The following is a 26,809-nucleotide window of genomic DNA, read 5'->3' as shown; positions in this document are numbered from 1 at the left end:
AATAGTAAGACGTACGGGGAAGCCAAATAGTTGCCCTTGATCGCGAACTATTTCTCCGGCTCCCCGCCCCGGACCCCGACGGTGTGCCACTCCACTACGGTTGCTGCATGAGCCAGAACAACGGGCGGGAGGCCGGCCGCGGTCCCGGACAGGAGCGGCACCGGGGCGCTGTCACCCTGCGTCGGGGTGCCATCCCGACCAGCACCGCCGACCAGCGGCTGCTGGATTCGCGTGGACGCGGCGACTGGAAGACCAGGGACGCCTGGCGCGCGCTGCGCATCCTCTCCGAGTTCGTCGAGGGCTTCGACACCCTCGCCGACCTGCCGCCGGCCGTCAGCGTGTTCGGCTCGGCGCGCAGCGGTCCGGACACCGCCGAGTGCCGGCTGGCCGAGGAGGTGGGCGGCGCGCTGGCCCGCGCGGGCTACGCGGTGATCACCGGCGGCGGGCCGGGCGTGATGGAGGCTGCCAACCGGGGCGCCACCGAGGCCGGCGGCCTCTCCGTCGGGCTCGGCATCGAGCTTCCGTTCGAGCAGGGCATCAACGACTGGGTCGACCTGGCCATCGACTTCCGCTACTTCTTCGCCCGCAAGACCATGTTCGTCAAGTACGCCCAGGCGTTCGTGGTGCTGCCCGGTGGGTTCGGCACCATGGACGAGCTCTTCGAGGCGCTGACCCTGGTACAGACCGGCAAGGTGACCCGGTTCCCGGTCGTGCTGATGGGGGTGGCCTACTGGCAGGGGCTGCTCGACTGGCTGCGCGACACGATGGCCGCCAACGGCAAGATCGGCCCGGTGGACCTGGACCTGATCTGCCTCACCGACGACGTCAACGCCGCCGTCCGCCACATCGTCGAGGCCGAGGCGGCGCTCTCGGCCGAGCAGGACGCGGTCCGCGACGAGGCCGTGGCGCGTACCGGCGCCGACCAGCAGGCCGCCGCTGAGCAGGCCGCCGACCGGCCCCGGGAGGACTGATGGCCGCCGTCTGCGTCTTCTGCGCCTCCTCCCGTACCCTCGACCAACGCTGGCTCGACCTCGCCACCGAGACCGGTGCGGAGCTGGCCCGGCGCGGGCACGTCCTGGTCAGCGGCGGTGGCTGCGTCGGCATGATGGGCGCGGTGGTCGACGGCGCCCGGTCCGCCGGTGGACGCACGGTGGGTGTCATCCCGCAGGCGCTCGTCGACCTGGAGGTCGCCGACCTGGCCTCGGACGAGCTGCTGGTGACCGACTCGATGGCCGATCGCAAGACCCTGATGATCGACCGGTCGGACGCGTTCCTCGCCCTGCCCGGCGGTCTCGGCACGCTGGACGAGCTGTTCGAGGTCTGGACCACCGCCACCCTGGCGCTGCATGCCAAGCCGATGGTGCTGATCGACGCCGACGGCTTCTACCGCCCCCTGCTGGACTGGTTGCACACCATCACCGACCAGCACTTCCTCAAACCGGCCGGTCTCGACCTGCTGACCGTGGTCACCACGGTCCCCGAGGCCCTGAAGGCGCTGGAGTCCCACCTACCCTGACTCCGGGCCACCTCGTCGGTCGTGAGGGTGGCGGCAGGGCCGTCGGCGTGTCGTGCCGTCACCTTCACGATCGGCGTGGCGGCGTGGGATGGGGTTGCTGTCGTAGGGAGGTGATGGGATTTGGTGATGCAGTCGTACCGGTTGGTGCGGCGGCCCGGGGGGCCGGCGCTGGGGGACGGGACCGCACCGGGTGACGGGACCGCACCGGGGGACGGTGGCGTCCTCGCCGTCGCGGCCGACACGACCGGGGCGACGGGTCCGCGCTGGCACGCCGATCCCGTCCAGGCCGAGGTCGTCGGGCACAGCGACGGGCCGATGCTCGTCGTCGGCGGCCCCGGCACCGGCAAGACCAGCACCCTCGTCGAGGCGGTCGCCGCCCGGATCGCCGAGGGGGTCGACCCCGAACGGATCCTCGTGCTGACCTTCGGCCGCCGCGGCGCCACCGTACTGCGCCAGCGCATCGAGGCCCGGGTCGCGCAGGACGGCTACCGGGTGCTGCGGGAGCCGCTGGTGCGTACCTTCCCGGCGTACGCCTTCGGGCTGCTGCGTCGCGCCGCCGCCGAGCGCGGCGAGCCGTCACCCCGCCTGCTGACCGGCCCCGAGCAGGATCTGATCATCCGCGAGCTGCTCGACGTGGTGGGCGAGGCGCCCGAGGACGATCCGGTCGGCTGGCCCACCGACCTGCGGCCGGCACTGCGCACCCGGGCCTTCGCCGGTCAACTGCGCGACCTGCTCATGCGCGCCGCCGAACGCGGGGTGGGTCCGGGCGACCTGGCCCGGCTGGGCGAGAAGCTCGGCCGCGCCGACTGGCCGGCCGCCGCGCGCTTCCTGCGGGAGTACGTCGAGGTGCTCGCGTTGCGCGACGTCAGCAACCGGGGTTCGATCGCGTACGACCCCGCCGAACTGGTCCGGGCCGCCACCGGTCTGCTGCGCGACGACGAGGAGTTGCTGGCCGCCGAGCGTCACCGCCTCGCCCACGTGTACGTCGACGAGCTGGCCGACACCGACCCCGCCCAGCTCGAACTGCTCTCGGTCATCGCCGGTGGTGGCAAGCCGCTCGTCGCCTTCGCCGACCCCGACTCCTCCACGTACGCCTTCCGGGGCGCCGACCCGGCTGGAGTGTCCACCTTCCGGCACCGTTTCCGGACGGCCTCCGGAGCGCCGGCCGCGCAGGTGCTGCTGAGCACGTCGTACCGGGCCGGACCGGTTCTGCTCGACGCGGTGGCCCGGCTGGGCCGCCGGCTCCGTGGTCCGACGGCGCACCGCCGGCTGCGTCCGCTGCCGGACGCCCCGGCCGGCGTGGTCGAGGTGCACACCTTCCGGTCGGCGACCAGCGAGGCCGCCTGGCTGGCCCACATGCTGCGCTCGGCCCACCTGCTGGACGGCGTGCCGTGGTCGCGGATGGCGGTGCTGGTGCGGTCCACCACATTGCAACTGCCGACCCTGCGACGCGCGCTGCACGCGGCCGGCGTCCCGACCGTGGTGCACGGCGAGGACCTTCCGCTGCACCTGCAACCCGCGGTGGCGCCGCTGTTGCTGCTGCTGCGGTGCGCCCTCGAACCGGACCGGCTCGACGAGGAGGCCGCGGTCGCGCTGCTGCACTCGCCGCTGGGCGGCGCTGACCCGCTGGCCGAACGACGGCTGCGGCAGGGGCTGCGCGCCCTGGCGCTGGCCGGGGGTGACCGCCGCCCGTCCGGCGAGCTGATCGTCGAGGCGTTGCGTGACCCGACGGAGCTGGCCACCATCGACCGGCGGTGGGCGGAGCCGGCCCAGGCGGTGGCCGGGCTGCTCGCCACCGCCCGGGATGCCGCCGCCCAACCGGGCGCCACCGCCGAGACCGTCCTCTGGGAGGTGTGGGACGCCAGCGGCCTGGCCGAACGCTGGGCCGGCGCGATCGCCCAGGGGCGGCCGGTGGCCGGCGAGGGCGACCTGGCCCGGCGTCGGCGGGCCGAGGCGGCCGACCGCGACCTGGACGCCGTGCTCGTGCTCTTCGACGCGGCGGCCCGCTTCACCGACCGGCTACCGGGCGCGCGCACCGAGGTCTTCCTCGACCATGTGCTCGCCCAGGACCTGCCGGCGGACACCATCGCGCCGACCGCCGATCGGGGCGCGGCGGTACGACTGCTCACCGCGCACGCCGCGAAGGGCCTGGAGTGGGACCTGGTGGCGATCGCCGGCGTGCAGGAGGGCATCTGGCCGGACCTGCGCCTGCGCGGCAGCCTGCTCGGGTCGGAACGGCTGGTCGACGTCCTGGCCGGCCGGTCCGTCGGCGGCGCCCGGGCCGCCAACGTCGTGGGTCAGACCTCGGCGCTGCTCGACGAGGAGCGCCGGCTGTTCCACGTCGCCATCAGCCGGGCCCGACACCGCCTGCTGGTCAGCGCGGTGGCGTCGGCGGCGGTCGGCGGCGACGACCACGAGGAGCAGCCCAGCCGGTTCCTGCACGAGCTGGGCCCGATCGCTCCGCCGAGCCCGCCGACCGCGCCGCCGGACACGCCGGGCCCGCCCGACCCGCCGAGCGCGCCGCCGAGCCCGCCCGGCCCGCGAACCGGCCCGGCCGGCGACGGCGCTGCCGTGAGCGACGAGGACGACGAGCCGGACCAGCCCGGTGCGCTGCCGGTCACCCGGCCGCCGCGGGCGCTCACCCTGCCGGCGCTGGTCGCCGAGCTACGTACCGCCATCATCGACCCGGCCGCGCCGGCGGCCCGGCGGCGCGCGGCGGCGGCCGAGTTGGCGCGGCTCGCCGCCGCCGGAGTGCCCGGCGCGCACCCGGACGACTGGTGGGGGCTGCGGGCGCTCTCCGACGACCGGCCGTTGGTCGACGACGGGGCGCCGGTGCGGGTCACGCCCTCGGCGATGGAGAGCGCGCTGCGGTGCAGCCTGCGCTGGCTGCTGGAACGGCACGGCGGCAGCGGCCCGACCAGCACCGCGCAGGGCGTCGGCAACCTGGTGCACGCCGCCGCGATGCTCGCCGAGGACGCCAGCGCCGACCGGGGCGCACTGCTCGACTACGTGGCCGCCCGGTTCGACGCGATCGAGCTGGCCGCCCGGTGGATGGCCGGCCCCGAGCGGGAGCGCGCCGAGGCGATGGTCGACAAGCTGCTGCGTTGGCTCGCCACCAACCCGCGTCGGCTGCTCGCCATCGAACACGAGTTCGCGGTCCGGCTGGACGATCCGCAGCGCCCGGTCGACCTGACCGGGCGGGTCGACCGGCTGGAGGTCGACGAGGCCGGCCGCCTCGTGGTGATCGACCTCAAGACCGGCAAGTCCACCGCGGTCACCGGCAGCGAACTGGCCGAGCACCCGCAGCTCGGCGCGTACCAGGCTGCGGTGGAGGCGGGGGCGTTCGCCGAGTTCGGCGACGAGTCCGGTGGCGCGGCGCTGGTGCAGCTCGGCACCTCCGCCAAGGACGCCCGGGAGCAGAACCAGCCCGCCGCGGGGGAGGGCCCGGCAGCCGGCTGGGCGACGGCGCTGGTCCGGCGGACCGCCGATACGATGGCAGCCGCCACGTTCGCGGCGGTCGCCAACTCGAAGTGCCGGGTCTGCCCGGTGCGGACCAGCTGTCCAGTCTCCGGGCAGGGACGCCAGGTGGTCGAGCCGCCGACCGTCCGTCCCCCGGAGAATTCATGACCCAGCCCACCCTGTTCGGCGCGGGTATCGCGCCGACACCCCGGCTCGCGGACTCCGGACCCCGCTACACGCCGGTGGAGCTGGCCAAGTTGCTGCGGCTGCCGGCGCCCACCCGGGAACAGGCCGCGATCATCGCCGCCCCGGTGGAGCCGCTGCTGGTGGTCGCGGGCGCGGGGTCCGGCAAGACGGAGACGATGGCCGCGCGGGTGGTCTGGCTGGTGGCCAACTCGTACGTGCGCCCGGAGCAGATCCTGGGGCTGACCTTCACCCGCAAGGCGGCCGGTGAGCTGGCGCACCGGGTCCGGACCCGGCTCGACCAACTGATCCGCCGGATCGGCCGGCAGAACCGCGACCCGCTCGACGACCCGCTCGCCGGTGAGCCCACCGTCTCCACCTACCACTCGTACGCCGGGCGGATCGTCACCGAGCACGGTCTGCGGGCCGGCTACGAGCCGTCGACCCGGCTGCTCACCGAGGCGTCCCGCTGGCAGTTGGTCGACCTGTTGGTACGCAACTACGACGGCGACATGTCCGAGGTGGACCGGATGCCGAGCACCATCACCGACGCGGTGCTGGCGCTCGCCGGGGAGTTGGACGAGCACCTGGTCGGCCCGGACGAGTTGGCGGCCTGGACCGGCCGGTTCTTCGCCGAGGTGCAGTCGCGACCGGGCCGGGTCTACGCCGACGTGCGCAAGGCGCTCACCCTGCAACAGACCCGGCTGCGCCTGCTGCCGCTGGTGCGGGCGTACGCCCGGCGCAAGCTGGACTTCGAGGCGATGGACTTCGCCGACCAGCTCGCCCGGGCGGCCCGGGTGGCGCGGGATCACCCGGCGGTCGGCGAGATCGAGCGGGACCGCTTCCGGGTGGTGCTACTCGACGAGTACCAGGACACCAGCCACGCGCAGGTGGTGCTGCTCAACGCGCTGTTCGGTGGCGGGCACCCGGTGACCGCGGTGGGTGACCCGTGCCAGTCCATCTACGGCTGGCGGGGGGCCAGTGCCGGCACCCTGGACCGGTTCCCCACCGAGTTCGCCAGGGTCGACGGGGAGCCCGCGCGGGCGTTGGGGTTGACCACCAGTTGGCGTAACCGCCCGGAGATCCTGCGGGTGGCGAACGCGCTGTCCACGCCGTTGCGGGCGGCCGGCGCCCGGGTTCCGGAGCTGCGCCCCGCGCTGACCGTCCGGGACCCGATTCCGCACCGCAGCCCCGGTGGGGCGGCCGGTGGCACGGTGCACTGCGCGCTGCTGCACACGTACGCCGACGAGGCCGCGTGGATCGCCGACAGCGTGCTCGCCGCGTGGCGTGGCGCGGCCCGGATGCCCGGTGCGGCACCGGAGCACATCCCGGTGGCGCAGCGTCCGACGACGGCCGTGCTGGTCCGCGTGCGCAGCCAGATCCCGGCGATCGAGTCGGCGTTGCGCGAGCGCGGCCTCCCGGTCGAGGTGGTCGGGCTGGGTGGCCTGCTGGACACTCCCGAGGTCCGCGACGTGGTGTGCACGCTGCGGGTGTTGGCCGACCCGACCGACGGGGCCGCGCTGCTGCGGTTGCTCACCGGCGCGCGGTGGCGGATCGGGCCGCGTGATCTGGTGGCGCTGCACCGACGGGCGCGGGGCATCGCGAAGGCCCGCCAACAGGTGGCCGCCGACGAGGACTCGGACATCAGCCCCGACCTGCTGGACGAGGCGACCCTGGTGGAGGCGTTGGCCGATCTCGGGCCGGCGCAGGCGTACTCGGCGGAGGGGTTCGCGCGGCTGCGGGCGTACGGCACCGAGCTGGCGTTGCTGCGCTACCGCCTGGACCAGGCGCTGCCCGACCTGATCGCGGACATCGAGCGGACCATCGGCCTGGACGTGGAGGTCGCGGTGCGCGCCGGCCGCGACGGCGCGGGCGACGCCGGCCTGGCGCGGGGTCACCTGGACGCCCTGGCCGACGTGGCGGCCCGCTTCAGCGGTGAGACGCCCGGCGCGACGCTCTCCGGCTTCCTGTCCTACCTGACCGCCGCCGAGGACGAGGAGCGCGGCCTGGCCCCGGGCGAGGTCGAGGTCGTGGAGGGCGCGGTGCAGGTGGTCACCGCACACGCCGCGAAGGGCCTGGAGTGGGACGTGGTGGCGGTGGCGGGTCTGTGCCGTGGCTCGTGGCCCGGTCCGGTCCGCAACTCCGACCACTGGCTGGGCGGTCTGGGCGTGCTGCCGTTCCCGTTGCGGGGGGACGCCGACGGGCTGCCCGAGCTGGCGCTCGACGAGGCTGCCGACCAGCGTGCCGTGGCCCGGGCGGTGGCCGACTTCACCGATGCCTGGCGGGCCCACGACGAGCGGGAGGAGCGTCGGCTGACGTACGTCGCGGTCACCCGGCCGCGCCGGCTGCTGCTCTGCTCCGGCTACTGGTGGGGCGAGGGTACGAAGCGACCGCGAGGTCCGTCGGTCTTCCTGCGCGAGGTGTACGACGCCTGCCTGGACGGCGGTCCCGGGCACCTGGTCGACACGTGGACGCCGGAGCCCACCCCGGACGCCACGAACCCGACGGCCGAGGTGGTGCTCCGCGCGGAGTGGCCGGCCGACCCGCTGGGCGGCCGCCGGCCGGCGTTGGCCGAGGCGGCCGGACTGGTCCGCCGGTTGATGACCGACGGTCCGGCGTCGACGCTGCCCGGGCCGGTCGGGCCGGCGGTCGCCGGCGCGCTGCCGTCGACCGGGTCGGACGCCGAGACGGTCGAGACCGCAGACCCGGAGGTGGCGCGCTGGCGGCAGGAGGCGGACCTGCTGCTGGCCGAGCGGGCCGAGCTGACCCGGCTCTCCGGCGCGGTCGAGGTGGCCCTGCCGGGGCAGCTCAGCGTCACCCAGTTGGTGGCGTTGCGGCGTGATCCGGCGGCGCTGGCCCGTACGCTGCGCCGCCCGGTGCCCACCGAGCCGAATCCGTACGCCCGCCGGGGCACCGCCTTCCACGCGTGGCTGGAGCAGCGTTTCGGCGCCGACCGGTTGCTCGACGTGGACGAACTGCCCGGCGCGGCGGATGCGGACGCCGCGCCGGACGAAGCCCTGGTCGAGCTCCAGGAGCGCTTCCTGGCCAGCGAGTGGGCCGACCGGGTGCCGGTCGAGGTGGAGGTGCCGTTCGCCACGGTGATCGCGGGGGTGGTGGTCCGGGGGCGGATGGACGCGGTCTTCGCCCGCCCGGGCGGGCGGTTCGACGTGGTCGACTGGAAGACCGGCGCGCGTCCCACCGGCCCGGCGGCGGATGTGGCGGCGGTCCAGTTGGCCGTGTACCGGCTGGCCTGGGCCGAGCTGGCCGGTGTCGACGTCGAGCGGGTGGGCGCGGCGTTCCACTACGTGCGGGACGGGGCGACCGTCCGTCCGACCGATCTGCTGGACGTGACCGGGCTCACCGCCATGATCGCTCACTTGCCCGTGGATTCCGGCCAAGTTTGACCACCACGGGGAAATCCGTGGTACGTTGACCGGGTTGCAGTTTTGGTTACCAGAGACTCTGTGTGCGCCTGGCGGGATTGTGGCCCCAGGCGCTCTTTGTTGTGTCCGGAGTTCTCCGGGCGGGGCGACCAGAAGCGACAGGCGATTCGCGCATCCCCGCGCGGAGCGCTCCTCTTCGGGCGCGCAACAAGTGCGCGTCCGACGTTCCGTCAAGGAGACGAAACACATGGCTATTGGCACCGTGAAGTGGTTCAACGCTGACAAGGGCTTCGGCTTCATCACCCCGGACGGCGGCGGCGCTGACGTCTTCGCCCACTTCTCGGCGATCCAGTCCTCCGGCTACCGGAGCCTGGACGAGAACCAGCGGGTCGAGTTCGAGGTGACCCAGGGCCAGAAGGGCCCGCAGGCGGAGAACATCCGTCCGCTCTGATCTTCGGATCGGTTCGTAGTACCCGTCGCCCCCTCCGGGTGTGACGGTGACGGGACCGGCCCGCCCCGCTGTCGACCCGCGTAACGCGGGCGGCGGCTCGGCGGCGGGCCGGCCCGTACCCTAATCGGTTCGTGCTTGTGAGTCCTGGCGGCCTTGTTCCGCCGGTGACAGCGCCGGGTTCGGCGCCCTCCCTCGACACGTGCCGCGTCGAGGAAGGCTTCTGCGTGACCACAGTTATTCCGTCTTTTGCCCATACCGGTCTGGCGCCGGCGCTGCTGAGCGCCCTGACCGCGCAGGGCATCACCGAGCCGTTCCCGATCCAGTCGGCCACGCTGCCCGACTCGCTCGCCGGCCGGGACGTGCTCGGCCGGGGCCGTACCGGCTCCGGTAAGACGCTCGCCTTCGGGCTCCCCCTGCTTTCGCGCACCGCCGGCCGCAAGGCCCGGCCGGGTCGCCCGCTGGCCCTGGTGCTGGTGCCGACCCGTGAGCTGGCCCAGCAGGTGACCACCGCGCTGGCCCCGTACGCCCGCGCCGTCGGGCTGCGGTGCGCCACCGTCGTCGGCGGACTGTCGTTGCAGCGCCAGGCCGACGCGCTGCGTGCCGGCGCCGAGGTGGTCGTGGCGACCCCCGGCCGGCTGCACGACCTGATCAACCGCGGTGACGCCCGGCTCGACCAGGTCGAGATCACCGTGCTGGACGAGGCCGACCAGATGGCCGACATGGGCTTCCTACCGCAGGTGACCAAGCTGCTGGAGCAGGTCGCCCCGCAGGGCCAGCGGATGCTCTTCTCCGCCACCCTGGACGGCGGCGTGGACCGGCTGGTCCGCCGCTTCCTCAGCAGTCCGGTCACCCACTCGGTCGACCCGGGCACCGCCACGGTCACCGCGATGACCCACCACGTGCTGCACGTCGACGCGCTCGACAAGCCCGACGCGTTGACCCGGATCGCCGCCCGCGAGGGCCGCACCATCCTGTTCATGGGCACCAAGCACCGCGCCGACCGGCTCGCCCGCCAGTTGCTCTCCAAGGGTGTACGCGCCGCCGCGCTGCACGGCGGCAAGTCCCAGCCGCAGCGCACCCGCATCCTGGAGCAGTTCCGCAACGGTCAGGTGACCGCCCTGGTCGCCACGGACGTGGCGGCGCGCGGCATCCACGTGGACGGCCTCGACATGGTCGTCAACGTGGACCCGCCGACCGAGGCGAAGGACTACCTGCACCGGGGCGGTCGGACGGCGCGCGCCGGCGAGTCCGGCTCGGTGGTGACGCTGGTCCTGCCGGAGCAGCGCCGCGACGTGTCCCGGCTGATGGCCACCGCCGGCATCCGGCCGCAGTCGGTCCAGGTGCGCTCCGGTGACGAGGCGCTGGCCCGGGTCACCGGGGCGCGTGAGCCCTCCGGTGTGCCGGTCACCATCGCCGCGCCGCCGGTGGCCGCCAACCGGGGACGGGCCGCAGGTGGCTCGGCAGCCACGGACGGCGCGCCCCGCTCCGCGCACCGCGCGTCGGGCCGGTCCCGCCGCCCGCGCCGCCCGCGTACGGTCTGATCTTCTCCGCACGACACCGACCCGCCCCGCTTCGGCTGGGCGGGTCGGTTCGTTCCGTACCGCTTCCCGCCACTTGACCGTTCGGTTGAATCGGTAATCAGCCTCCCTTGGGTCGGCTGGCCGACTGTGCCGTGCTCCCGGGTGGTCGAAGCTGACCAGCGGGGGAGCCGGGCGGAGGTCCGGCGCGGGGGAGGAGCAGCAATGGTGGGCGAAGCCGGCTCGGGGGCGGTGCGTGAACTGATCCTGGTGGTCGTGGTCGGGCTCGCCGGGTTGCTCCTCGCCATGCTCGCGGCCTTCGGCCCCTGGCATGCCACCACGGCGGGCAACGCTCCCGCCGGTCTGGTGGAGCTGCGCAGTCCCGGCGACCCGGGCTCCGGCCCGACGGTCGAGCACCGGGGCTGAGCAGCGACCGGCCGACCGGTGCCGGCGGAGGGGCAGGCCCGGTCAGGATCGGTACGAGGTGTGGTCGGGCCGGCGGGGCACCGGCCCGACCACACCGCCGCACGCCCGTCGCGCCCCCATCGCGCCGATCTTGCAGTTTCTATTGTTGATTCGCTGTTTCACGTCCCTTTCGTCGCCGCAGAAAGCGCAAGATCGCGGGCGCGGGCGCGGGCGGGGTCAGGGGGCGGTTCGGGTTTGGTTGTTGGCCAGCAGGTTTGCCAGGGTGGTGCTGTCGACGACGGTGGCGATCGCCCCGTGCACCGCCAGCCAGACGTCGGTGAGCCCGGCGGCCACCCCGTGGTAGCCGGCCCGCTCGGCCGGTAGGCCGCGCACGGTGGTCAGCGACCCACCGACCGCGCGCAGCACGTCCCCGACCGTGATCTCGGTGGCCGGCCTGGTCAGCGCGTACCCGCCATCGGCACCGCGATGGCTGTGCAGCAGGCCGGCGCGGCGCAGGTCGAGCAGGATGCCCTGGAGGAAGCTGAGCGGGATCTCCTGCACCTCGGCCAGGCTGCCCGCCTTCACCAGCTCGCCGACGCCGTCGCCGCCCGGTGCGGCGGCGGCGACGGCGAGCATCGCCCGGAGCGCGTAGTCGCTGCGCGCGGAGACGTACACCGCTCAGTTGCCCGCCTGGTCGAGCACGCCCCAGCGACGTCGGATCGCCTTGTCCGCCGCGCCGAACGCGGCGTCCACGACCAGGCCGAGCACCAGGATGACGATCATCGTGGAGAGCAGCCACGGCGCGTCGGACAGTTCCCGGGAGTAGGTGAGCTGCGCGCCGAGCGACGTCTGCGAGATGCCGACCACGATCAGCTCGCCGGCCATCAGACTCCGCCAGGAGAACGCCCAGCCCTGCTTGAGGCCCGCGACGATCGCCGGCAGCGCGGCCGGCGCGATCACGTACCGGTAGAGGTTGAGCCCACGGGCGCCCAGGTTGCGGCCGGCGCGCAGGAGCAGCGGTGGGACGTAGTCCACTCCGGAGATCACGCCGTTGGCGATGGACGGTGCCGCGCCGAGCACCACCACGAAGAAGATGGCCTTCTCGCTCAGCTCGAACAGCAGGATGGCCAGCGGGAACCAGGCGATCGACGGCATGGTCTGCAACGCGGTGATCATCGAGCCGATGGCGGCGCGCAGCACCGTGGACCGGGCCACCGCGAGGCCCAGCAGCAGGCCGACCGCGACCGAGAAGACGTACCCGACGGCCGCTCGGCGCAGCGTCGTGAGCAGGCCCTCCCAGAGCTGCGGGCCCTGGGCCTGGGTGATCAGCTCACGGCCCACGACCAACGGGCCGGGCAGGGAGTACGGCGGCTTCCAGCCCGACCAGACCACAAGCTGCCAGGCGAGGATGGCGATGGCCAGCGCGGCGAGCTTCGGCCAGGTGGACGCCCATAGCCGGGTGCCCCGGGAGACCTCCTTCTCCCGACCGGCGATCTCCAGCGCGTCCAGTCCGGTGATCTCCGCGTCGGTACGCGCCGAGCTGGTGAGGGTGTCACTGGCCATGGCGGCCCACCTCCGTACGGAGTCGTTCGGTGACCTCGGCGGCGATGGCGGCGACCTCGGGCGAGTCGATCCGTCGTGGCCGTGGGATGTCCACCTCGGTGGAGTAGATGATCCGGCCGGGGCGGCTGGAGAGCAGGATGATGCGATCGGCCAGCCGGGCGGCCTCGCGCACGTTGTGCGTGACGAACAGGACCGAGAGCCGGCGCTCGGACCAGATGCGTTCCAACTCGTCGTGCAGGATGTCGCGGGTCATGGCGTCCAGCGCGCCGAACGGCTCGTCCATCAGCAGCACCGGCGTGTCCAGGGCCAGGGTGCGGGCCAGCGCGACCCGCTGGCGCATTCCGCCGGACAGTTCGTGCGGGCGTTTGCGGCCGAAGTCGGCGAGGTGCACCGTGCGCAGCAGCTCGGCCACCCGGTCGCGGCGTTCGGCGCGGGAGAGGCCCCGCAGCTTCAGCGGCACCTCCACGTTGGCCTCGACGGTTAGCCACGGGAACAGTGCAGGCTCCTGGAACATCAGGCCCGGGTTGGCGTCTCCGGCGATGCCGATCGTGCCGCCGCTCGGTCGGTCCAGACCGGCGACCAGGTTGAGCAGGGTGCTCTTGCCGCAGCCGGACGCGCCTACCAGGCAGACGAACTCGCCCGGCGCGACGTCGAGGGAGACCCCATCCAGGGCCAGTACGGCGTTCGCGCCGCGCCCGTACACCTTCGTCACGCCGGAGAGCGCGACCGCGGTGGTCGCGCTCTGCGGCGTCGTCGTGGTCGACGTCATGGCTGGGTGACCTCGGGCTTGCCGGCGGCCTTGAGCGACTTGTTGAGGTACGTCAGGTCGTACAGGCCCTTGAGGTCGACCGGCTCGGTGAGCTTGACCTCGACGGCGTGGTCGAGCCCGGCCTTGAGCGAGGTGGCGATCGGGTCGTTGGTGAACTCCAACGTCGGCCATGCCTGCTTGATCAGCTTGAGGTCCAGCGGCTTGCCGGTGATCTTGCCGATCGCGTCGGAGATGGCCTGCTGGGCCTCGTCCGGCTTGCTGTTGACGAAATCGTTCGCGGCGACCTGGCCGTCGACCAGCTTCTGCACGACGTCCGGGTGCGCCTTGAGGAACTTGGTGCTGACCAGCAGGTTGGTGATGACGAACTTCTTGTCCGGCCACAGGTCCCGCTCGTCGACGAGCACCTTGCCGCCGGCGTTGACCAGCCGGGACACGAACGGCTCGGGCACCCAGGCGGCGTCGATCGCGCCGGAGTTGAAGGTCTCCACCGTCTGGGCGTTCTCCTGCGGCACGATCTTCACGTCGCCGCCACCCTCCTTGGTGGTGGTCAGCCCCTGCTGCTTGAGCCAGTAGCGGACGGCCACGTCCTGGGTGTTGCCGAGCTGCGGGGTGGCGACCTTCTTGCCCTTGAGGTCCTGTGGGCCGTTGATGCCGGGCTTGACGACCAGCGCCACGCCTCCGGAGGCGGCGCCCGAGACGACCCGGACCGCCTCACCCTTGGACTTGGAGAACGCGTTGACGGTGGGGTTCGGGCCGATGTAGGTCGCGTCCAGCGCGCCGGAGAAGACGGCCTCGATGGCGGCCGGGCCGGCGTTGAAGGTCTTCGGCTCCAGCTTGACGTCGGCGCCGAGCTTCTCGGCGAAGATGCCCTTCTCCACGCCGACGACGGCCGGCGCGTGGGTGATGTTGGGGAAGTAGCCGAGCCGCAGGGTCACCGGGCCGGAGCCGCCCCCCGCGCCCTCGCTGTCGTCGCCGCACGCGGCGGTGCTGCCCAGGGTCGCCGCGCCGAGAGCGGTGAGGGTGGCCAGGGTGACCAACCGGCGCAGGGGGAGGCGTCTCATCGTCCATCCAATCCGCAGTATTCCTACTTAGTTGGTAGGAAGACTGGGCCAGGCTGTGGGCAGCGTCAAGGGGCATCCACATACCGGGAAGGGGCGTCTCAGTTATGTCGGCATTTCCTACTGTCTTGCTGTGGTAAATGGTCGCCCTCCCAAGCCGGTGGCAGCGGCTGCGCGGAGGTCGCCGGTGGCGGGGGTGCCGACGCGCTAGGGTCGATCCCGTGGCGGCGCGGAGATCCAGAATTCCAGCGACGAAGTATCCGGTCGAGCGGTTCACCCTCGACAACGGCCTGCGGGTGGTCCTCACCCCCGATCGCAGCGCCCCGGTGATCGGGGTGGCGGTGGTCTACGACGTCGGCATCCGCTCCGAACCCCAGGGGCGTACCGGCTTCGCCCACCTCTTCGAGCATCTGATGTTCCAGGGCTCGGAGAACCTGGAGAAGCTGGCCCACTTCCGGCACGTGCAGGGTGCCGGCGGCACGTTCAACGGCTCCACCCACCTGGACTACACCGACTACTTCGAGACGCTGCCCAGCAACGCCCTGGAACGCGCCCTGTTCCTCGAAGCGGACCGGATGCGGGCGCCCCGACTGACCGAGGAGAACCTGCGCAACCAGGTCGACGTCGTGAAGGAGGAGATCCGGGTCAACGTGCTCAGCCGGCCGTACGGTGGTTTCCCCTGGCTGACCCTGCCGCCGGTCATGTTCGACACCTTTGCGAACGCGCACGACGGCTACGGCTCCTTCGACGACCTGGAGTCGGCCACCGTCGCCGACGCCGCCGACTTCTTCCGTCGCTACTACGCCAGCGGCAACGCGGTCCTGGCGGTCAGCGGGGACATCGACGTGGCCGAGGCGACCGAGCTGGTGACCCGGCACTTCGGGGACGTGCCGGCCCGTCCCGCGCCACGACGACCCGACTTCACCGAGCCCGACCTGACCGCCGAGCGGCGCAGCTCGTACACGGATGCCCTGGCGCCGTTGCCGGCGGTGGCCGGCGCGTGGCGGGTGCCCGACCCGGTCGGCGACTTCGCCGCCTACCTGCCGTACGTGGTGCTGGCCGAGGTGCTCACCGACGGCGAAGCGTCCCGCCTGGTCGAACGCCTCGTGCAGCGCGACCGCACGGTGACCAGCCTGGGCGGCTACCTCGGCTTCATGGGCGACCCGTTCGACGTCCGCGACCCCACGGCGCTGCTGTTGCAGGCGCACCTGCCGCCCGGCGGCGACGTGGACAAGGTGCTGCGCACCATCGACGAGGAGCTGGACCGGCTGGCCACCGACGGGCTGACCGACGGCGAGCTGGCCCGCACCCAGGCTCGGATGGCCACCCACCTGCTCCGCGACACCGACGCGGTCCTCGGCCGGGCGCTGCGGATGGCCGTCCTCGAACAGCAACGCGGCGAGCCGGGCCTGCTCAACGACCTGCCCCGACTGGTCGGCGACGTCACCGAGGAGCAGGTCCGGGCCGCCGCGGCCACCCTGCGCCCGGAACGCCGCGCGAGCGTCGAGGTCATCCCCGGAGGTACCCGATGACGACCACGACCACCGCCACCGTCGGGCCGCGTACGCTTCCCCCGCTCGGGCCCACCCGCAAGCTGAAGGTGCCCAAGGCGGCCGAGCGGACGCTGGGCAACGGGCTCACCGTCATCGCGGTACGCCGGCCCGCCGTGCCCCTGGTCGAGCTGCGGCTCTGGGTGCCGTTCGGCCGTGCCCACCTCGCGCGCGGCGCGATGCTCTCCCAGACCATGCTCTCCGGCACCGAGTCGATGACCAGCGTGCAGCTCGCCGCCGAGCTGCAGAAGGTGGGCGGCGGCCTATCCGCGGGAGTCGACCCGGACCGGCTGATGATCTCCGGCGCGGGGCTGGTCACCGGCCTGGACCGGATGCTGGAGTTGCTGGCCGACGTGCTGACCGGCGCCAGCTACCCGAACGACGAGGTGGCCGCCGAGCGAGACCGGCTCATCGACCGGATCCAGGTCGCGCAGAGCCAGCCGTCGCACCTGGCGCGCGAGGCGCTCCTGAAGAGGATCTACGGGCGGCACCCGTACGCCACGCAGACCCCGGAGCCGGCCCAGCTCCGTGCCGTACGACCGGCGGCGCTGCGCAGCCTGCACGCCGAGCGGGTGCACCCCGCCGGGGCGCAGCTGGTGGTGGTCGGCGACGTGCAGCCGGAGAAGGCCCTCGACGCGGCCGAGCGGGCGCTCGCCGGGTGGGCCGGGGCCGGGCGTACGGCTACCCTGCCGGCCACCCCGCCGCTGACGCCGGGGCCGCTGCTGCTGGTCGATCGGCCCGGCTCGGTGCAGTCCTCGCTGCGTGTCGCGCTACCCGCCGTGCCGCGTACCGACCCCGACCACGCACCGCTGCAACTGGCCAACCTGATCTTCGGCGGCTACTTCTCGTCCCGCTGGGTGGAGAACATCCGCGAGGACAAGGGATACACGTACGGCCCACACTCGGTGATCGAGCACTCGGTGGCCGGATCGGTGCTCGTCGCCGGCGCCGAGGTGGCCACCGAGGTCACCGGCCCGGCGCTCCTGGAGACCACGTACGAGTTGGGTCGGCTGGCCTCGCTGCCGCCGAAGCCCGAGGAGTTGGAGCAGGCCCGCCAGTACGCCCTGGGCACCCTCCAGCTCGGAATGTCCACCCAGGCCGGTCTGGCGGCGCTGACCAGCGCGTACGCCGGCAATGGCCTGCGCCTGGACTTCCTGGCCGAGTACGCGTCCCGCCTCGCGACGGCGACCGTCGACGACGTCGCCCGGGCCGCCGCCCACTACCTCGCGCCCGCCCGGGCGGTGGTCGTCGTGCTCGGCGACGCCGCGCGGATCACCCCGGGGCTGACCGCGCTGACGCCCGTGCACACCGAGCCGGTGCAGCCGTGAGCGGCGAGGGCGCGCCACCGCTGGCGCGCTCGACGCTGGATCGGGCCGCGCACCGCCGGGGGGACGCGCAGTGGTTGACCGAGGCGTGGCTGCGCGGCCGGGTGCTGCTGCTCGACTCGACCAACGACGGGCGGACGCTCGCGCGTACCGACGTGTCGCCTCCGACGCTGGTGCTGTTCGGCGCGGCCGACGCGCCGGCCGGCGCCGAGTCGACGGCGATGTTCCTCGGTGTCGAACCGGACGGGGTGCCGGTGTTCGCGGTCGACGCCCCGTTGCCGGTGCTGCCGGGCACCCGGGCGGTCAACCTGCGGGAGGTTGGCCACCTGCTGGGTGATCGGGAGGCGGGCCTCTTCACGACCGCGCTCGCGCTGCTGAACTGGCACACCCGGCACGGCTACTCGTCGGCGACCGGCGCGCCCACCGTCATGGACGAGGCCGGCTGGTCGCGGGTGGATCGCAACGGCGGGCGGATCTGGCCGCGTACCGACCCGGCGATGATCGTGCTGGTGCACGACGGCGTCGACGGCCCCGAAGGCCGCTGCCTGCTCGGCAACAACGCCGGCTGGCCGGGCACCCCGGGCGGGCGGCGCTACTCCTGCCTGGCCGGTTACGTCGAGCCGGGGGAGTCGGCGGAGGCCGCCGTGCTGCGCGAGGTCCGCGAGGAGGTGGGCATCGCGGTCGAGCGGATCGGGTACGTCGGCAGCCAGGCCTGGCCGTTCCCGGGCTCGCTGATGTTGGGCTTCCTGGCCACCGCCGACCCGTCCGACCCGGTGCGGGTCGACCCGTCCGAGATCGCGTACGCCCGGTGGTTCACCCGGGAGGAGATCGGGGCGGCGTGCGCGGGGCGGGCCGTGGACGTGGGGGACGGGGCTCAGCTGATCCTGCCGCCGCCGTCGTCGATCGCGTTGTTCCTCATCCACCGCTGGTTGGACGGGTGGGTGGACGCCGGGCGGTGAGCACGGTCCCGGCCCGTGGCCGCCGTTGCCGCGACGGTCACGGGCCGGGAACACGGGCCGCCGTGGTCGGTGGGAGCGGTATGACGCGGCGGGGGAGCCGAGCCGACCACGGCGGACGTCTGGTGGGTCAGGTGCCGGTGCGGCCGGGTCTGCGCCGGAAGGCGGGCTGTGGCTCGTTGAGCGGCAGGACCTTGACCCGTTGCTTGCCGGCCCGCACCGCGCCGACGGTGGACAGGGCCCGGGCCAGCACCAGCGCGGCGTCCCGGTCCTCGGCGTGCACGGTCTGCCGGCGCGGCTCGGGCGTGGTGGTCTCGTCGCGGAGGCGGTGGCCGTCCGCCCAGGCGGCGGCGATGTCACCGTCGGCGACGGTGCGGATGTCGGTGCGAACGATCAGGAACCGCATGAGGGTCTCCGGATGAACCGCGACGGATGAGCCGGTGTGTGGAAGTTCCACGTTCTCGTGGGTCATGTTACGCCCCGTGTTCATCCCAGCAAGTGAAACGCGCCTATTGGTTTCGAGCCTCGTCCGATTGGCGGATCCCTGGTCAGCGGGGTCGTCGGCGGATACGACGACGGGGCCGCCGGCACTGTGCCGACGGCCCCGCCCCACGGTGGAGGATCAGTTCAGATCGAACTGGCCCGTCTTCGCCCCGGCGATGAAGCCGAGCCAGCCGGCCCGGTTGAACATCAGCACCGGGCCGCCCCGGTCCTTGCTGTCGCGCAGCGCGACCGCCGAGGGGCCGGTGCCCAGCGGCGCGACCTCCACGCAGTTGGAGGTCTGGCTACGTGTGCTGGTACGCCACGGGGCGTCCGCCAGGGAGCTGGCGGAGACGGACGGCGTCTGGTGGATGTCGTTCATGGTTCTGCTCCTGATGTGAACCGATCCGATGGGACGAGTGGTGCCGCACGCCCCGACGGAAGGTCCCCCGTGGATCACCGGTCCGTCAGTCGTCCCGAATCACGGCGACGTTGGGTCGGCGCCGTTGCCGGCCCGAACGCCACTGTGGATGCGGGTGCCGCCCCGGTCGGCCGTCCCGTCGCCTCGATCAGCCAGGAGAGGGTGTCCGAAGCGTCTAGTGCCGCCGTGCATAGCCACTCGAACACTACTTTATAGCGATTTAGCGTGATTGACTCGGTCGACATGACGTCGACGAACCCCCCTTCGATGGCCAATGTCTCCGGATCGAGCGGATCGGCGAACCGATAGAGGGAGAAGGCGGTCGGCGGAAGGTACCAATCGCCCACCTGAATGTCCCGCGGAAGCACGTGCAACGTCACGTTCGGTAGCAGGGCCAGCTCGCAGAGTTGGTGCAACTGCTCCTGCAACACCTCGGGCGGCCCGGACCGACGGCCGAGGGCGGCCTCCTCCAGCACGGCCGTGTAGGTCGGCGCGTGCGGCTCACGCGTCAGCAGCGTCTGACGGGCCAGCCGCGCCTTGACCTCGGTCTCCAGCTCGTCGGCCGGCTCCGGCTCACCGGCCCGCTCGCTCACCCGACGGGCCGACTGGAGTCGGACCCGCGCGTATCCGGCGGTCTGCAGTAGGCCCGGCACCAGCACCGGGTTGTACTCGGAGATCTCCGCGCAGCCCGCCTCCAACTCGGCCCAGCTCCGCTGCTGCTGCGTCATCACCGGGAAGTTCTTCAACCAGCCGCGCATGTCGCCGGCCTCACCGGCGATCCCGAGCAACTCCTCGCGCGCGGCGGCGTCGGCGCCGTACAGGTCCAGCAGGACGCTGACGTCCTGCGGGTCCGGTCTACTACGGCCGTTCTCGAGGCGCGACAGTTTGGACGCGGACGCCCAGCCGATCCGCTCGATGACCTGGTCGCCGGTGAGGCCTGCGATCTCACGCAGACTGCGCAGTTCGACGCCCAACCGTCGACGACGCATGATTGGGCTGGGTGCGGCAGGAGGCACAGTGTCCTCTTTCCCGTCGTCCGCCGCAGACGCGACGGTAACTGTATGAAATTCGCCCCCCACGGTCAGTATGGACGGCGCGACCGGTGTCGGAGGTTCCGGCGAGGGCGTGTCTTGCCAAAAATGGACCACGGGTACGCCGGACGATGACGGACCCACGGTCCCAGCCTCGTCGACCGCGCCCAGCCGGGCACACCACCCTGCCGGAGGGACCCATGCGCACCGTCCTGCGCCGCCCCGACTTCCGTCTCCTGTTCGGCGGCCTACTGGCCAGCATGACCGCCGAGTCGATCCTGCTACTCGCGCTCGCCATCTGGGTCAAGGACCTGACGGGCTCCGACGGGCTGGCCGGCGGCATCATCTTCGCCGTCGTCGCCCCGATGACGATGGCGCCGCTGGTCGGGTGGTTCGTCGACAGGTACCCGCGCCGGCCCTTCTTCGTGGCCGCGAACGTGGTCACCGCGGTGCTGCTGGTACCGCTGTTCACCGTCCGCGACGCGGGCGACGTGTGGCGCGTCTACCTGGTCGCCGCCCTGTACGGCCTGTCCTCCATCACGCTCGGCGCGGCGCTCAGCGGGCTGATCCGGCAACTGGTGCCCGTGGAGCTGCTGGCCGAGGCGAACGGCGTGCTGCAGACCGTACGCCAGGGGTTGCGGTTGGTCGGCCCCCTGGTGGGCGCGGCGCTCTACGCGGCGCTCGGCGGGTGGGCGCTGGCCGGCATCGGGATGGTCGGCTTCGTGACCGCCGCCGTGGTGGTGACCGCGGTGCCGAGCCCGGCGCAGCCGCCGTCCACCGTACGGCTGCGGTGGCCCGCCGAGCTGGGCGCCGGCCTGCGACACCTGACCGGTGAGCCGGCGCTGCGTCGGGCCCTCGTCGGCTACGGGCTCGGGTCGCTGGTGATGGGCTTCAGCGAGTCGCTGATCTTCGCGTACGTCGACCAGGGGTTGGACCGGGACGCCGCGTTCGTGGGCGTGCTGGTGATGGTGCAGGGCGTCGGCGGACTGTGCGGCGGGATCTGCTCACCGGCCCTGGTCCGGCGATTCGGCGAGGTCGGCACCCTGGCCGCCGGGGTGGCCTTCTTCGCTCCGGCGGCGCTCGCGCTCGCGTACCCCGACCTGCCGCTCGGGTTCGGGGCGGTGCTGCTGGCCGGCGTCTCGCTGCCGCTGACGATGGTGGGTCTGCACACGCTGATCCAGCGGCGTACGCCCCCCGCCCTGGTCGGACGGGTGGCCGCGGCCACCCAGGCGCTGGTCAGCGGGCCGCAGGCGCTCTCCATCGGCGCGGGCGCCCTGCTGGTCGGCGTCCTGGACTATCGTGCCCTGTTCGTGCTGGTCGGGGTGGCCACGCTGGCGGCCGGCGTCTATCTGTGGCGGGGCCGACACCTCAGCGCGCCGTCCGGCGGGGCGATGCCCACACCGCCGACCCTTCCGGGGCCACGCCGCCCACTCGACGGCGGCATCGACAGCTCGGTGACCGTGGCCACCCGGCGGCCGTTCCGGCGTTGACGCGAGGCCGGACACGACGAGCGGCCACCCGCGGGGGGTGGCCGCTCGTCGAGGGTCGGTACGCCTGCCAGTCAGGCGCCCAGCGTCGCCAGGTGCTGCTTGACCTGCGTGATCGACGGGTTGGTCAGCGCGCTGCCGTCATCGAAACGCAGCGTCGGCACCGTCTGGTTGCCGCCGTTGACGCTCATCACGAAGTCCGCGGCCTTCGGGTCCTGCTCGATGTCGACCACCTCATACCCGATGCCTTCCCGGTCGAGCTGCGACTTCAGCCGGTGGCAGTAGCCGCACCAGGGAGTGGAATACATCGTCAGCATGATCGGATCCTCCAACCGCTCTGGCCGCCGGCTTGCCGATCAAGCCGAGGCTGTCCGCTACAACATCCGGGGGAGCTGAGATGATTCCTGGTTGTGGGGGTTCACTCAGCGTCGGAAGGCGTACTCGCCGGGCTGGACCCGGAGCAGCGCTCCGCAGTGACCGCGCCGGCCGGCCCGGTGTGCATCCTGGCCGGGGCCGGCACCGGCAAGACCCGTGCGATCACCTCCCGGATCGCCCACCGCGCGCTCTCCGGTGAGATCTCCCCCCGGCACGTGCTCGCCGTCACCTTCACCGCCCGCGCCGCCGCCGAGATGCGCCACCGTCTCACGCTGCTCGGGGCGCAGGGTGTGCAGGCACGGACGTTCCATGCCGCCGCGCTGCGCCAGGTGCGCTACTTCGCGCCCCGCCTGCTGGCCGGTCGCGCCATGCCCGAGCTGCTGGACAGCAAGGTGCGGCTGGTCACCCTCGCCGCCGCGCGGGTCGGCATGCGTGCCGACCGGGCCGCCGCGCGGGACCTGGCCGGCGAGATCGAGTGGGCCAAGTCGTCGCTGGTCGAGCCGGGGGACTACGTCGTGGCCGCGGCCCGCGCGCTGCGGGACACGCCGCACGAGCCGGCGAAGGTCGCCGCGGTGTTCACCGCGTACGAGCAGCTCAAGCGCTCCAACGGGGTGATCGACTTCGAGGACATGCTGCGCGCCGCGGTGTGGGGTATCGAGGAGCACCCGGACGTCGCCGAACAGGTCCGGGGCCAGTACCGGCACTTCGTGGTCGACGAGTACCAGGACGTCAACCCGCTCCAGCAGCGGTTACTGGACGCCTGGCTGGGCGGTCGTACCGACCTGACCGTGGTCGGCGACGCCAGCCAGACCATCTACTCGTTCACCGGGGCGACCTCGGCCTACCTGGTCGACTTCCCGCGCCGGCACCGCGACGCCACCGTCGTACGACTCGTCCGGGACTACCGCTCCACCCCACAGGTCGTCGGGCTCGCCAACGCCGTGATCTCGCAGGCGCGCGGCACCGAGGCGAGGCTGCGACTGGAGTTGAGCGGACAGCGGCCCCCGGGCCCGGAGCCCGACCTGCGGATCTTCACCGACGAGCCGGCCGAGGCGAACGCGGTGGCCGCGCGCTGCCGGTCGCTGATCGACGCCGGCACCCCGGCCAAGGAGATCGCCGTCCTGTTCCGGACCAACGCGCAGTCCGAGGCGTACGAGAAGGCGCTGACCGAGGCCGCCGTGCCGTACGTGGTGCAGGGCGCCGAGCGCTTCTTCGAGCGCGCCGAGGTCCGTCAGGCCATGGTCGCCCTGCGCTCGGCCACCCGGTCGATCCCGGGGGAGACCCCGTTGCCGACCGCCGTCGTCGAGGCGCTCACCGCCGTGGGCTGGGCGCCCGACGCGCCCCCGGCCGGCGGCGCCGCCCGGGAACGTTGGGAAGCGCTGGCCGCGCTGGTCCAGCTCGCCGAGGAGTACGCGGCCACCCCCGAACTTGTGCCGATCGGCGAGGCCGCGTCGGTGGAGCGTCCGGTCACCCTCACCGACTTCACCGAGGAGTTGGCCCGTCGGGCCGCGCAGCAGCACGTGCCCACGGTGGACGGGGTCACCCTGGCGTCCCTGCACTCGGCCAAGGGGTTGGAGTGGGACGCCGTCTTCCTGGTCGGCCTCGCCGAGGGCACCCTGCCCACCACGTACGCCAAGACCGTCGAGCAGGTGGAGGAGGAACGCCGCCTGCTGTACGTCGGAATCACCCGGGCCCGGCAGTGGCTCTGGCTGTCGTACGCCGCCGCGCGGTCGCCGGGCGGACGGGCCCGGCGGCCCTCGCGGTTCCTGCCCCAGTTGGACCGCTCCGGAGGCACCGAGCGGGCCGGCGCCTCCACGGGCGGGGCCCGGCGACCCGAGCGGCGTCGGACGCAGATCGTGTCCTGCCGGATCTGCGGCGCCACCCTGCTGGCCGGCCCGGACCGCAAACTCGGCCGCTGCCCCACCTGCCCGTCCGACATCGACGACGAGCTGCACGAACGCCTGCGCGAGTGGCGGCAGCGGGTGGCCGGCGCGCAGAAGGTCCCGCCGTACGTGGTGTTCACCGACGCCACGTTGACCGCGCTGGCGGAGCGGCGGCCCGGCCGGCCCGAGGAGTTGATCGCGATCGCCGGCATCGGCCCCCGCAAACTCGGCCTCTACGGCGAGTCCGTGCTGGCGCTCGTGGGGGGCGCGGGGGTGGACGACGTCTGCCCGGAGAAAACTTTCGAAATCTCGTCGTAAATTCGTTTGCCCTCGCGCCCAGGCGAGGAATAGCCTCAGGACACACCACGCGAGCGGCGCCATTCCGGCTGCTCACGGGGGTTGGTCCAGTCGATCCGAGGAACGTGAGGGAGGTGGCACCCGTGAAGATCTTCACCTATGAGCGTCTGGCGGCGATGCCGTCTGTCTGCGCTCCGCTGTCGACTGTCCGGGTGGCTCTCGTGGCCACCCGACCGTGGGCTTCGCAGGTGCACCAGGTTCAGACCGAGCTGAACCTGACCGTTGCGCCGAATGCCGGAGTCCAGGGGACCAGTGGCTTCACGGGCATGGGCATCGATGGCGCCAAGAAGCGTACGGATGTCCGCGGCGTTCCACCTCGAGGTAGACCGGTCTGAATCTCAGACACCGGCTCACCTCGAGGCCGCGGAACCCGATTACCGGGATCCGCGGCCTCAGTTTTTTGCCCCGCCGTAAGTACGTCGGAATGCGATCCACGAGATCGAAGTGAGAGAGAGGTGACCGGGAGATGAGTCTGGCGTTGGCCCCCATCGACGTGAGCGTCGAGTTGGAGGCGAACCTGCCCTGCCGGAAGTTCGACCCCGACCTGTGGTTCTCCGACTCGCCTGCCGAGCTCGAGCTGGCCAAGTCGCTCTGCGGGGACTGCCCGCTGCGCGTCGAGTGCCTGGCCGGGGCGGTGGAGCGAGCGGAGCCGTGGGGCGTCTGGGGCGGCGAGATCTTCGAGCGTGGCGCGGTCGTCCCGCGCAAGCGGCCCCGTGGCCGTCCGCGCAAGGAGGACGTCGCTCGTGACGCCGCGCTCCGGGTCGAGGCCGAGGCGCGCCTGGCGGCCAGTGGGCTGTCCGAGGTGCGAGGCGCGGTCCGGCTGGCAGCCTGACATGTTCCCGACCCGTTCCAACGACGCCGGTGTCACACCGGCAGTGAGTGAGAAGACGATGTTGAACGTTCCGAGTGGCGCCTACGAGATGCAACTACTCCACGAAGCGCTGACCAGGGCTCGAATGCGCCGGCCTCAGGCCGGTCGTACCACCACGAGCACTGAGGCAACCCGATCCGCCCGTACCGTCGCCATGAACAGCCGTCGCCAGTCGGCGCGCGACCTGGGCGTTCTCTAGGGCCTGGTTGATAAGGGCGGTCGAGCCGAGGCGGAGTCCGGGCGGCGATCCGGCAAGGCGCGGTTGCGTTCGGATACCGGTGTTGTATCCGGACGCAACCGCAACGTCGCCGGTCGTCGTCCGGGCCCGCCGCAGGCCGGCCAGTTCTTATCAACCAGGCCCTGGTACCACCCCACGCAGAAGGGCGGGTGCCGACCGGCACCCGCCCTTCCGCACGTCCTCAGGCGACCGGCGCGAAGCCGGGCAGCCAGCGTTCCAGGATGCTCCGGTACGGGGCCTTGGCCTCCAACTGGCAGAGCACCCCGATCGACCCGAGCGTCACCCGGTGGATGAGCAGGTACGACGGCGGCAGGTTGAGCTTCCGGCTCAACTGGTACGTGGGGGATCGGGGGCTGGCCAGCCGGGCTGCCTCGGCGCGTAGCCAGGCCCGGGTGAACCGGAACCCGTCGGCGGCGATGGGCTCCAGCATCGGGCGGAGGAAGTCGAGGACCCCCTCGGCGTCGATCTCGTCAGTGGCCCCGATGAACCCCTCGTCCCGCAGCCCCGCCACCACGCCGTCCGCGTCCCCGCGTAACGCCCGCCCAGCGATGAGGCCGATCGGCTCCGGCGTGCCCTCCGGCATCCGGGCCACCGCGCCGAAGTCGATCACCCCGAGCCGGCCGTCCGGCAGGAGCCGGAAGTTGCCGGGGTGCGGGTCGGCGTGCAGCAGACCCGCCCGCTGGGGTGCGGACAGGTGCAGCGTGGCCATCAGTCGGCCGGCCTCGTCCCGCTGCTCCTCGCTGCCGTCCCGGATGATGTCGGCGAGCGGTGTGCCCGTCACCCACTCGGTGACCAGCACCCGGGGGGACGCGGAGACAACCCCCGGGATGTAGATCTCGTCGTCGTCGGCGTACGCGGCGGCGAAGGCGCGCTGCGACTCGGCCTCCAGTTCGTAGTCCAACTCCTCGGTGATCCGCTCGCGTAGCTCGACGAGGAGCGGCTTGACGTCGAGGCCCGGTTGGATGGCCCGGAACATCCCGCCGAGGCGGGAGAGTTGCTTGAGATCGGCGAGGAGCGCGTCACCGGCCCCCGGGTACTGGATCTTGACCGCCACGTCGCGGCTGTTCGGCTCGCCGGACGGGCCGTACCCCGGCTCCCGCCACCGTGCCCGGTGCACCTGCCCGATGCTCGCCGCGGCGGCCGGGGTGTCGTTGAACTCGACGAACCGGTCGCGCCAGTCCGGGCCGAGCTGCTCGGCCAGCACCTTGTGCACGCTCGCGGCGGGCAGCGGCGGCGCAGCCTCCTGGAGCTTGGTCAGCGCCTGCCGGTAGGGCGCGGCGATCTCCTCCGGAAGGGCCGCCTCGAAGACCGACAATGCCTGGCCGAACTTCATCGCCCCGCCCTTGAGCTGCCCCAACACGCTGAACAACTGCTCGGCGGTGCGCTGCTGGATCTCTGCCGAGATGACGTCGGAGGCGAGCCCGGTGACGCGCTTACCCATGCCGAGGACGGTCCGACCGGCGAAGCCGAGCGGCAGAGCGGCGAGCTTGGCGGTCCGGGTAACGGCCCGGCGCGGGATATCGGTCACTTC

At 72.8% G+C, this 26,809-nt stretch carries 23 protein-coding genes; 14 read left to right on the top strand and 9 right to left on the bottom strand.

All coding sequences use genetic code 11. From position 1 onward, the window contains the following. Positions 1–107: 107 nt before the first annotated feature. The 7 genes from ABZ272_RS15390 to ABZ272_RS15360 all read left to right on the top strand — a co-directional run bounded on the left by ABZ272_RS15390 (position 108) and on the right by ABZ272_RS15360 (position 10,935). A complete protein-coding gene (locus ABZ272_RS15390; RefSeq protein ID WP_355050587.1) occupies positions 108–971 on the top strand; it encodes a TIGR00730 family Rossman fold protein in 864 nt (287 codons plus the stop codon). After that, positions 971–1,516: a TIGR00730 family Rossman fold protein gene (locus tag ABZ272_RS15385; protein WP_355050586.1), complete on the top strand. Its 546-nt coding sequence runs from the start codon at positions 971–973 to the stop codon at positions 1,514–1,516. The genes ABZ272_RS15390 and ABZ272_RS15385 overlap by 1 nt, the downstream gene beginning before the upstream one ends. 126 nt (positions 1,517–1,642) lie before the next feature. Next, entirely contained in the window at positions 1,643–5,143 is a 3,501-nt protein-coding gene (locus tag ABZ272_RS15380; RefSeq protein WP_355050779.1) for an ATP-dependent DNA helicase, read from the top strand. Next, on the top strand, positions 5,140–8,562 hold the full coding sequence (locus ABZ272_RS15375; RefSeq protein ID WP_355050585.1) for a UvrD-helicase domain-containing protein: 3,423 nt from the start codon (positions 5,140–5,142) through the stop codon (positions 8,560–8,562). The genes ABZ272_RS15380 and ABZ272_RS15375 overlap by 4 nt, the downstream gene beginning before the upstream one ends. Before the next feature lie 226 nt (positions 8,563–8,788). Beyond that, positions 8,789–8,992, top strand: coding sequence for a cold-shock protein (locus ABZ272_RS15370; RefSeq protein WP_007464836.1), 204 nt, complete (start codon positions 8,789–8,791; stop codon positions 8,990–8,992). A 224-nt stretch (positions 8,993–9,216) separates the two neighbouring features. Next, positions 9,217–10,533 (top strand): DEAD/DEAH box helicase, encoded by a 1,317-nt coding sequence (locus tag ABZ272_RS15365; RefSeq protein ID WP_355050584.1) that lies wholly within the window; start codon positions 9,217–9,219, stop codon positions 10,531–10,533. A 201-nt stretch (positions 10,534–10,734) separates the two neighbouring features. Beyond that, on the top strand, positions 10,735–10,935 hold the full coding sequence (locus ABZ272_RS15360; protein ID WP_355050583.1) for a hypothetical protein: 201 nt from the start codon (positions 10,735–10,737) through the stop codon (positions 10,933–10,935). 216 nt (positions 10,936–11,151) lie between these two features. Here ABZ272_RS15360 and ABZ272_RS15355 read toward each other — a convergent pair whose 3' ends face one another. Genes ABZ272_RS15355 through ABZ272_RS15340 form a run of 4 tightly spaced genes read right to left on the bottom strand, consistent with a single transcriptional unit; the run spans position 11,152 to position 14,307 of the window. Further along, entirely contained in the window at positions 11,152–11,589 is a 438-nt protein-coding gene (locus tag ABZ272_RS15355) for an Rrf2 family transcriptional regulator (protein WP_355050582.1), read from the bottom strand. A 3-nt stretch (positions 11,590–11,592) separates the two neighbouring features. Then, the gene (locus ABZ272_RS15350; RefSeq protein WP_355050581.1) at positions 11,593–12,477 is read right to left on the bottom strand and encodes an ABC transporter permease; all 885 of its coding nucleotides are present in this window, start codon (positions 12,475–12,477) and stop codon (positions 11,593–11,595) included. Then, positions 12,467–13,246, bottom strand: a complete 780-nt coding sequence (locus ABZ272_RS15345; RefSeq protein WP_355050580.1) for an ABC transporter ATP-binding protein — start codon at positions 13,244–13,246, stop codon at positions 12,467–12,469. Before ABZ272_RS15345 ends, ABZ272_RS15350 begins: the two co-directional genes overlap by 11 nt. Next, positions 13,243–14,307, bottom strand: a complete 1,065-nt coding sequence (locus ABZ272_RS15340) for an ABC transporter substrate-binding protein (RefSeq protein WP_355050579.1) — start codon at positions 14,305–14,307, stop codon at positions 13,243–13,245. Before ABZ272_RS15340 ends, ABZ272_RS15345 begins: the two co-directional genes overlap by 4 nt. A 218-nt stretch (positions 14,308–14,525) precedes the next feature. Between ABZ272_RS15340 and ABZ272_RS15335 the strand changes: the two genes are divergently transcribed. From ABZ272_RS15335 to nudC, 3 genes are read left to right on the top strand one after another with little or no spacing between them, the layout of a single operon-like run. Next, positions 14,526–15,836: a pitrilysin family protein gene (locus tag ABZ272_RS15335; RefSeq protein ID WP_355050578.1), complete on the top strand. Its 1,311-nt coding sequence runs from the start codon at positions 14,526–14,528 to the stop codon at positions 15,834–15,836. Next, entirely contained in the window at positions 15,833–17,182 is a 1,350-nt protein-coding gene (locus tag ABZ272_RS15330; RefSeq protein WP_355050577.1) for a pitrilysin family protein, read from the top strand. Before ABZ272_RS15335 ends, ABZ272_RS15330 begins: the two co-directional genes overlap by 4 nt. Next, positions 17,179–18,138, top strand: a complete 960-nt coding sequence (nudC, locus tag ABZ272_RS15325; RefSeq protein WP_355050576.1) for an NAD(+) diphosphatase — start codon at positions 17,179–17,181, stop codon at positions 18,136–18,138. Before ABZ272_RS15330 ends, nudC begins: the two co-directional genes overlap by 4 nt. A gap of 127 nt (positions 18,139–18,265) precedes the next feature. Here the strand turns inward: nudC and ABZ272_RS15320 are convergent, their stop codons facing one another. The 3 genes from ABZ272_RS15320 to ABZ272_RS15310 form a co-directional block, all read right to left on the bottom strand. Further along, entirely contained in the window at positions 18,266–18,541 is a 276-nt protein-coding gene (locus ABZ272_RS15320; protein WP_355050778.1) for a hypothetical protein, read from the bottom strand. Between the two features lie 216 nt (positions 18,542–18,757). Beyond that, the gene (locus tag ABZ272_RS15315; protein ID WP_355050575.1) at positions 18,758–18,997 is read right to left on the bottom strand and encodes a DUF397 domain-containing protein; all 240 of its coding nucleotides are present in this window, start codon (positions 18,995–18,997) and stop codon (positions 18,758–18,760) included. A gap of 74 nt (positions 18,998–19,071) precedes the next feature. Then, on the bottom strand, positions 19,072–20,052 hold the full coding sequence (locus ABZ272_RS15310) for a helix-turn-helix transcriptional regulator (RefSeq protein ID WP_355050574.1): 981 nt from the start codon (positions 20,050–20,052) through the stop codon (positions 19,072–19,074). A gap of 215 nt (positions 20,053–20,267) precedes the next feature. Here ABZ272_RS15310 and ABZ272_RS15305 point away from each other — a divergent pair, with 215 nt between their 5' ends. Continuing rightward, positions 20,268–21,557, top strand: a complete 1,290-nt coding sequence (locus ABZ272_RS15305; RefSeq protein WP_355050573.1) for an MFS transporter — start codon at positions 20,268–20,270, stop codon at positions 21,555–21,557. A gap of 71 nt (positions 21,558–21,628) precedes the next feature. Here the strand turns inward: ABZ272_RS15305 and ABZ272_RS15300 are convergent, their stop codons facing one another. Then, positions 21,629–21,871 carry a mycoredoxin gene (locus ABZ272_RS15300; RefSeq protein ID WP_355050572.1) on the bottom strand — a complete coding sequence of 81 codons (243 nt, stop codon included), beginning with the start codon at positions 21,869–21,871 and terminating at the stop codon, positions 21,629–21,631. A gap of 93 nt (positions 21,872–21,964) precedes the next feature. Here ABZ272_RS15300 and ABZ272_RS15295 point away from each other — a divergent pair, with 93 nt between their 5' ends. The 3 genes from ABZ272_RS15295 to ABZ272_RS15285 all read left to right on the top strand — a co-directional run bounded on the left by ABZ272_RS15295 (position 21,965) and on the right by ABZ272_RS15285 (position 25,001). Further along, positions 21,965–24,130 carry an ATP-dependent DNA helicase UvrD2 gene (locus ABZ272_RS15295; protein WP_355050571.1) on the top strand — a complete coding sequence of 722 codons (2,166 nt, stop codon included), beginning with the start codon at positions 21,965–21,967 and terminating at the stop codon, positions 24,128–24,130. Positions 24,131–24,252: 122 nt separating this feature from the next. Beyond that, a complete protein-coding gene (locus tag ABZ272_RS15290) occupies positions 24,253–24,504 on the top strand; it encodes a hypothetical protein (RefSeq protein WP_355050570.1) in 252 nt (83 codons plus the stop codon). A 131-nt stretch (positions 24,505–24,635) separates the two neighbouring features. Further along, complete coding sequence (locus ABZ272_RS15285; protein ID WP_355050569.1) at positions 24,636–25,001, top strand: WhiB family transcriptional regulator; 366 nt, start codon at positions 24,636–24,638, stop codon at positions 24,999–25,001. Positions 25,002–25,459: 458 nt separating this feature from the next. Here the strand turns inward: ABZ272_RS15285 and ABZ272_RS15280 are convergent, their stop codons facing one another. After that, complete coding sequence (locus ABZ272_RS15280) at positions 25,460–26,806, bottom strand: AarF/ABC1/UbiB kinase family protein (protein ID WP_355050568.1); 1,347 nt, start codon at positions 26,804–26,806, stop codon at positions 25,460–25,462. Between the last annotated feature and the right edge of the window lie 3 nt (positions 26,807–26,809).

This window comes from Micromonospora sp. NPDC005979, assembly GCF_040614415.1.
Lineage (GTDB): Bacteria > Actinomycetota > Actinomycetes > Mycobacteriales > Micromonosporaceae > Micromonospora.
Note: the sequence above shows the minus strand (reverse complement) of the source record. Positions and strands in the feature narration are given on the sequence as shown.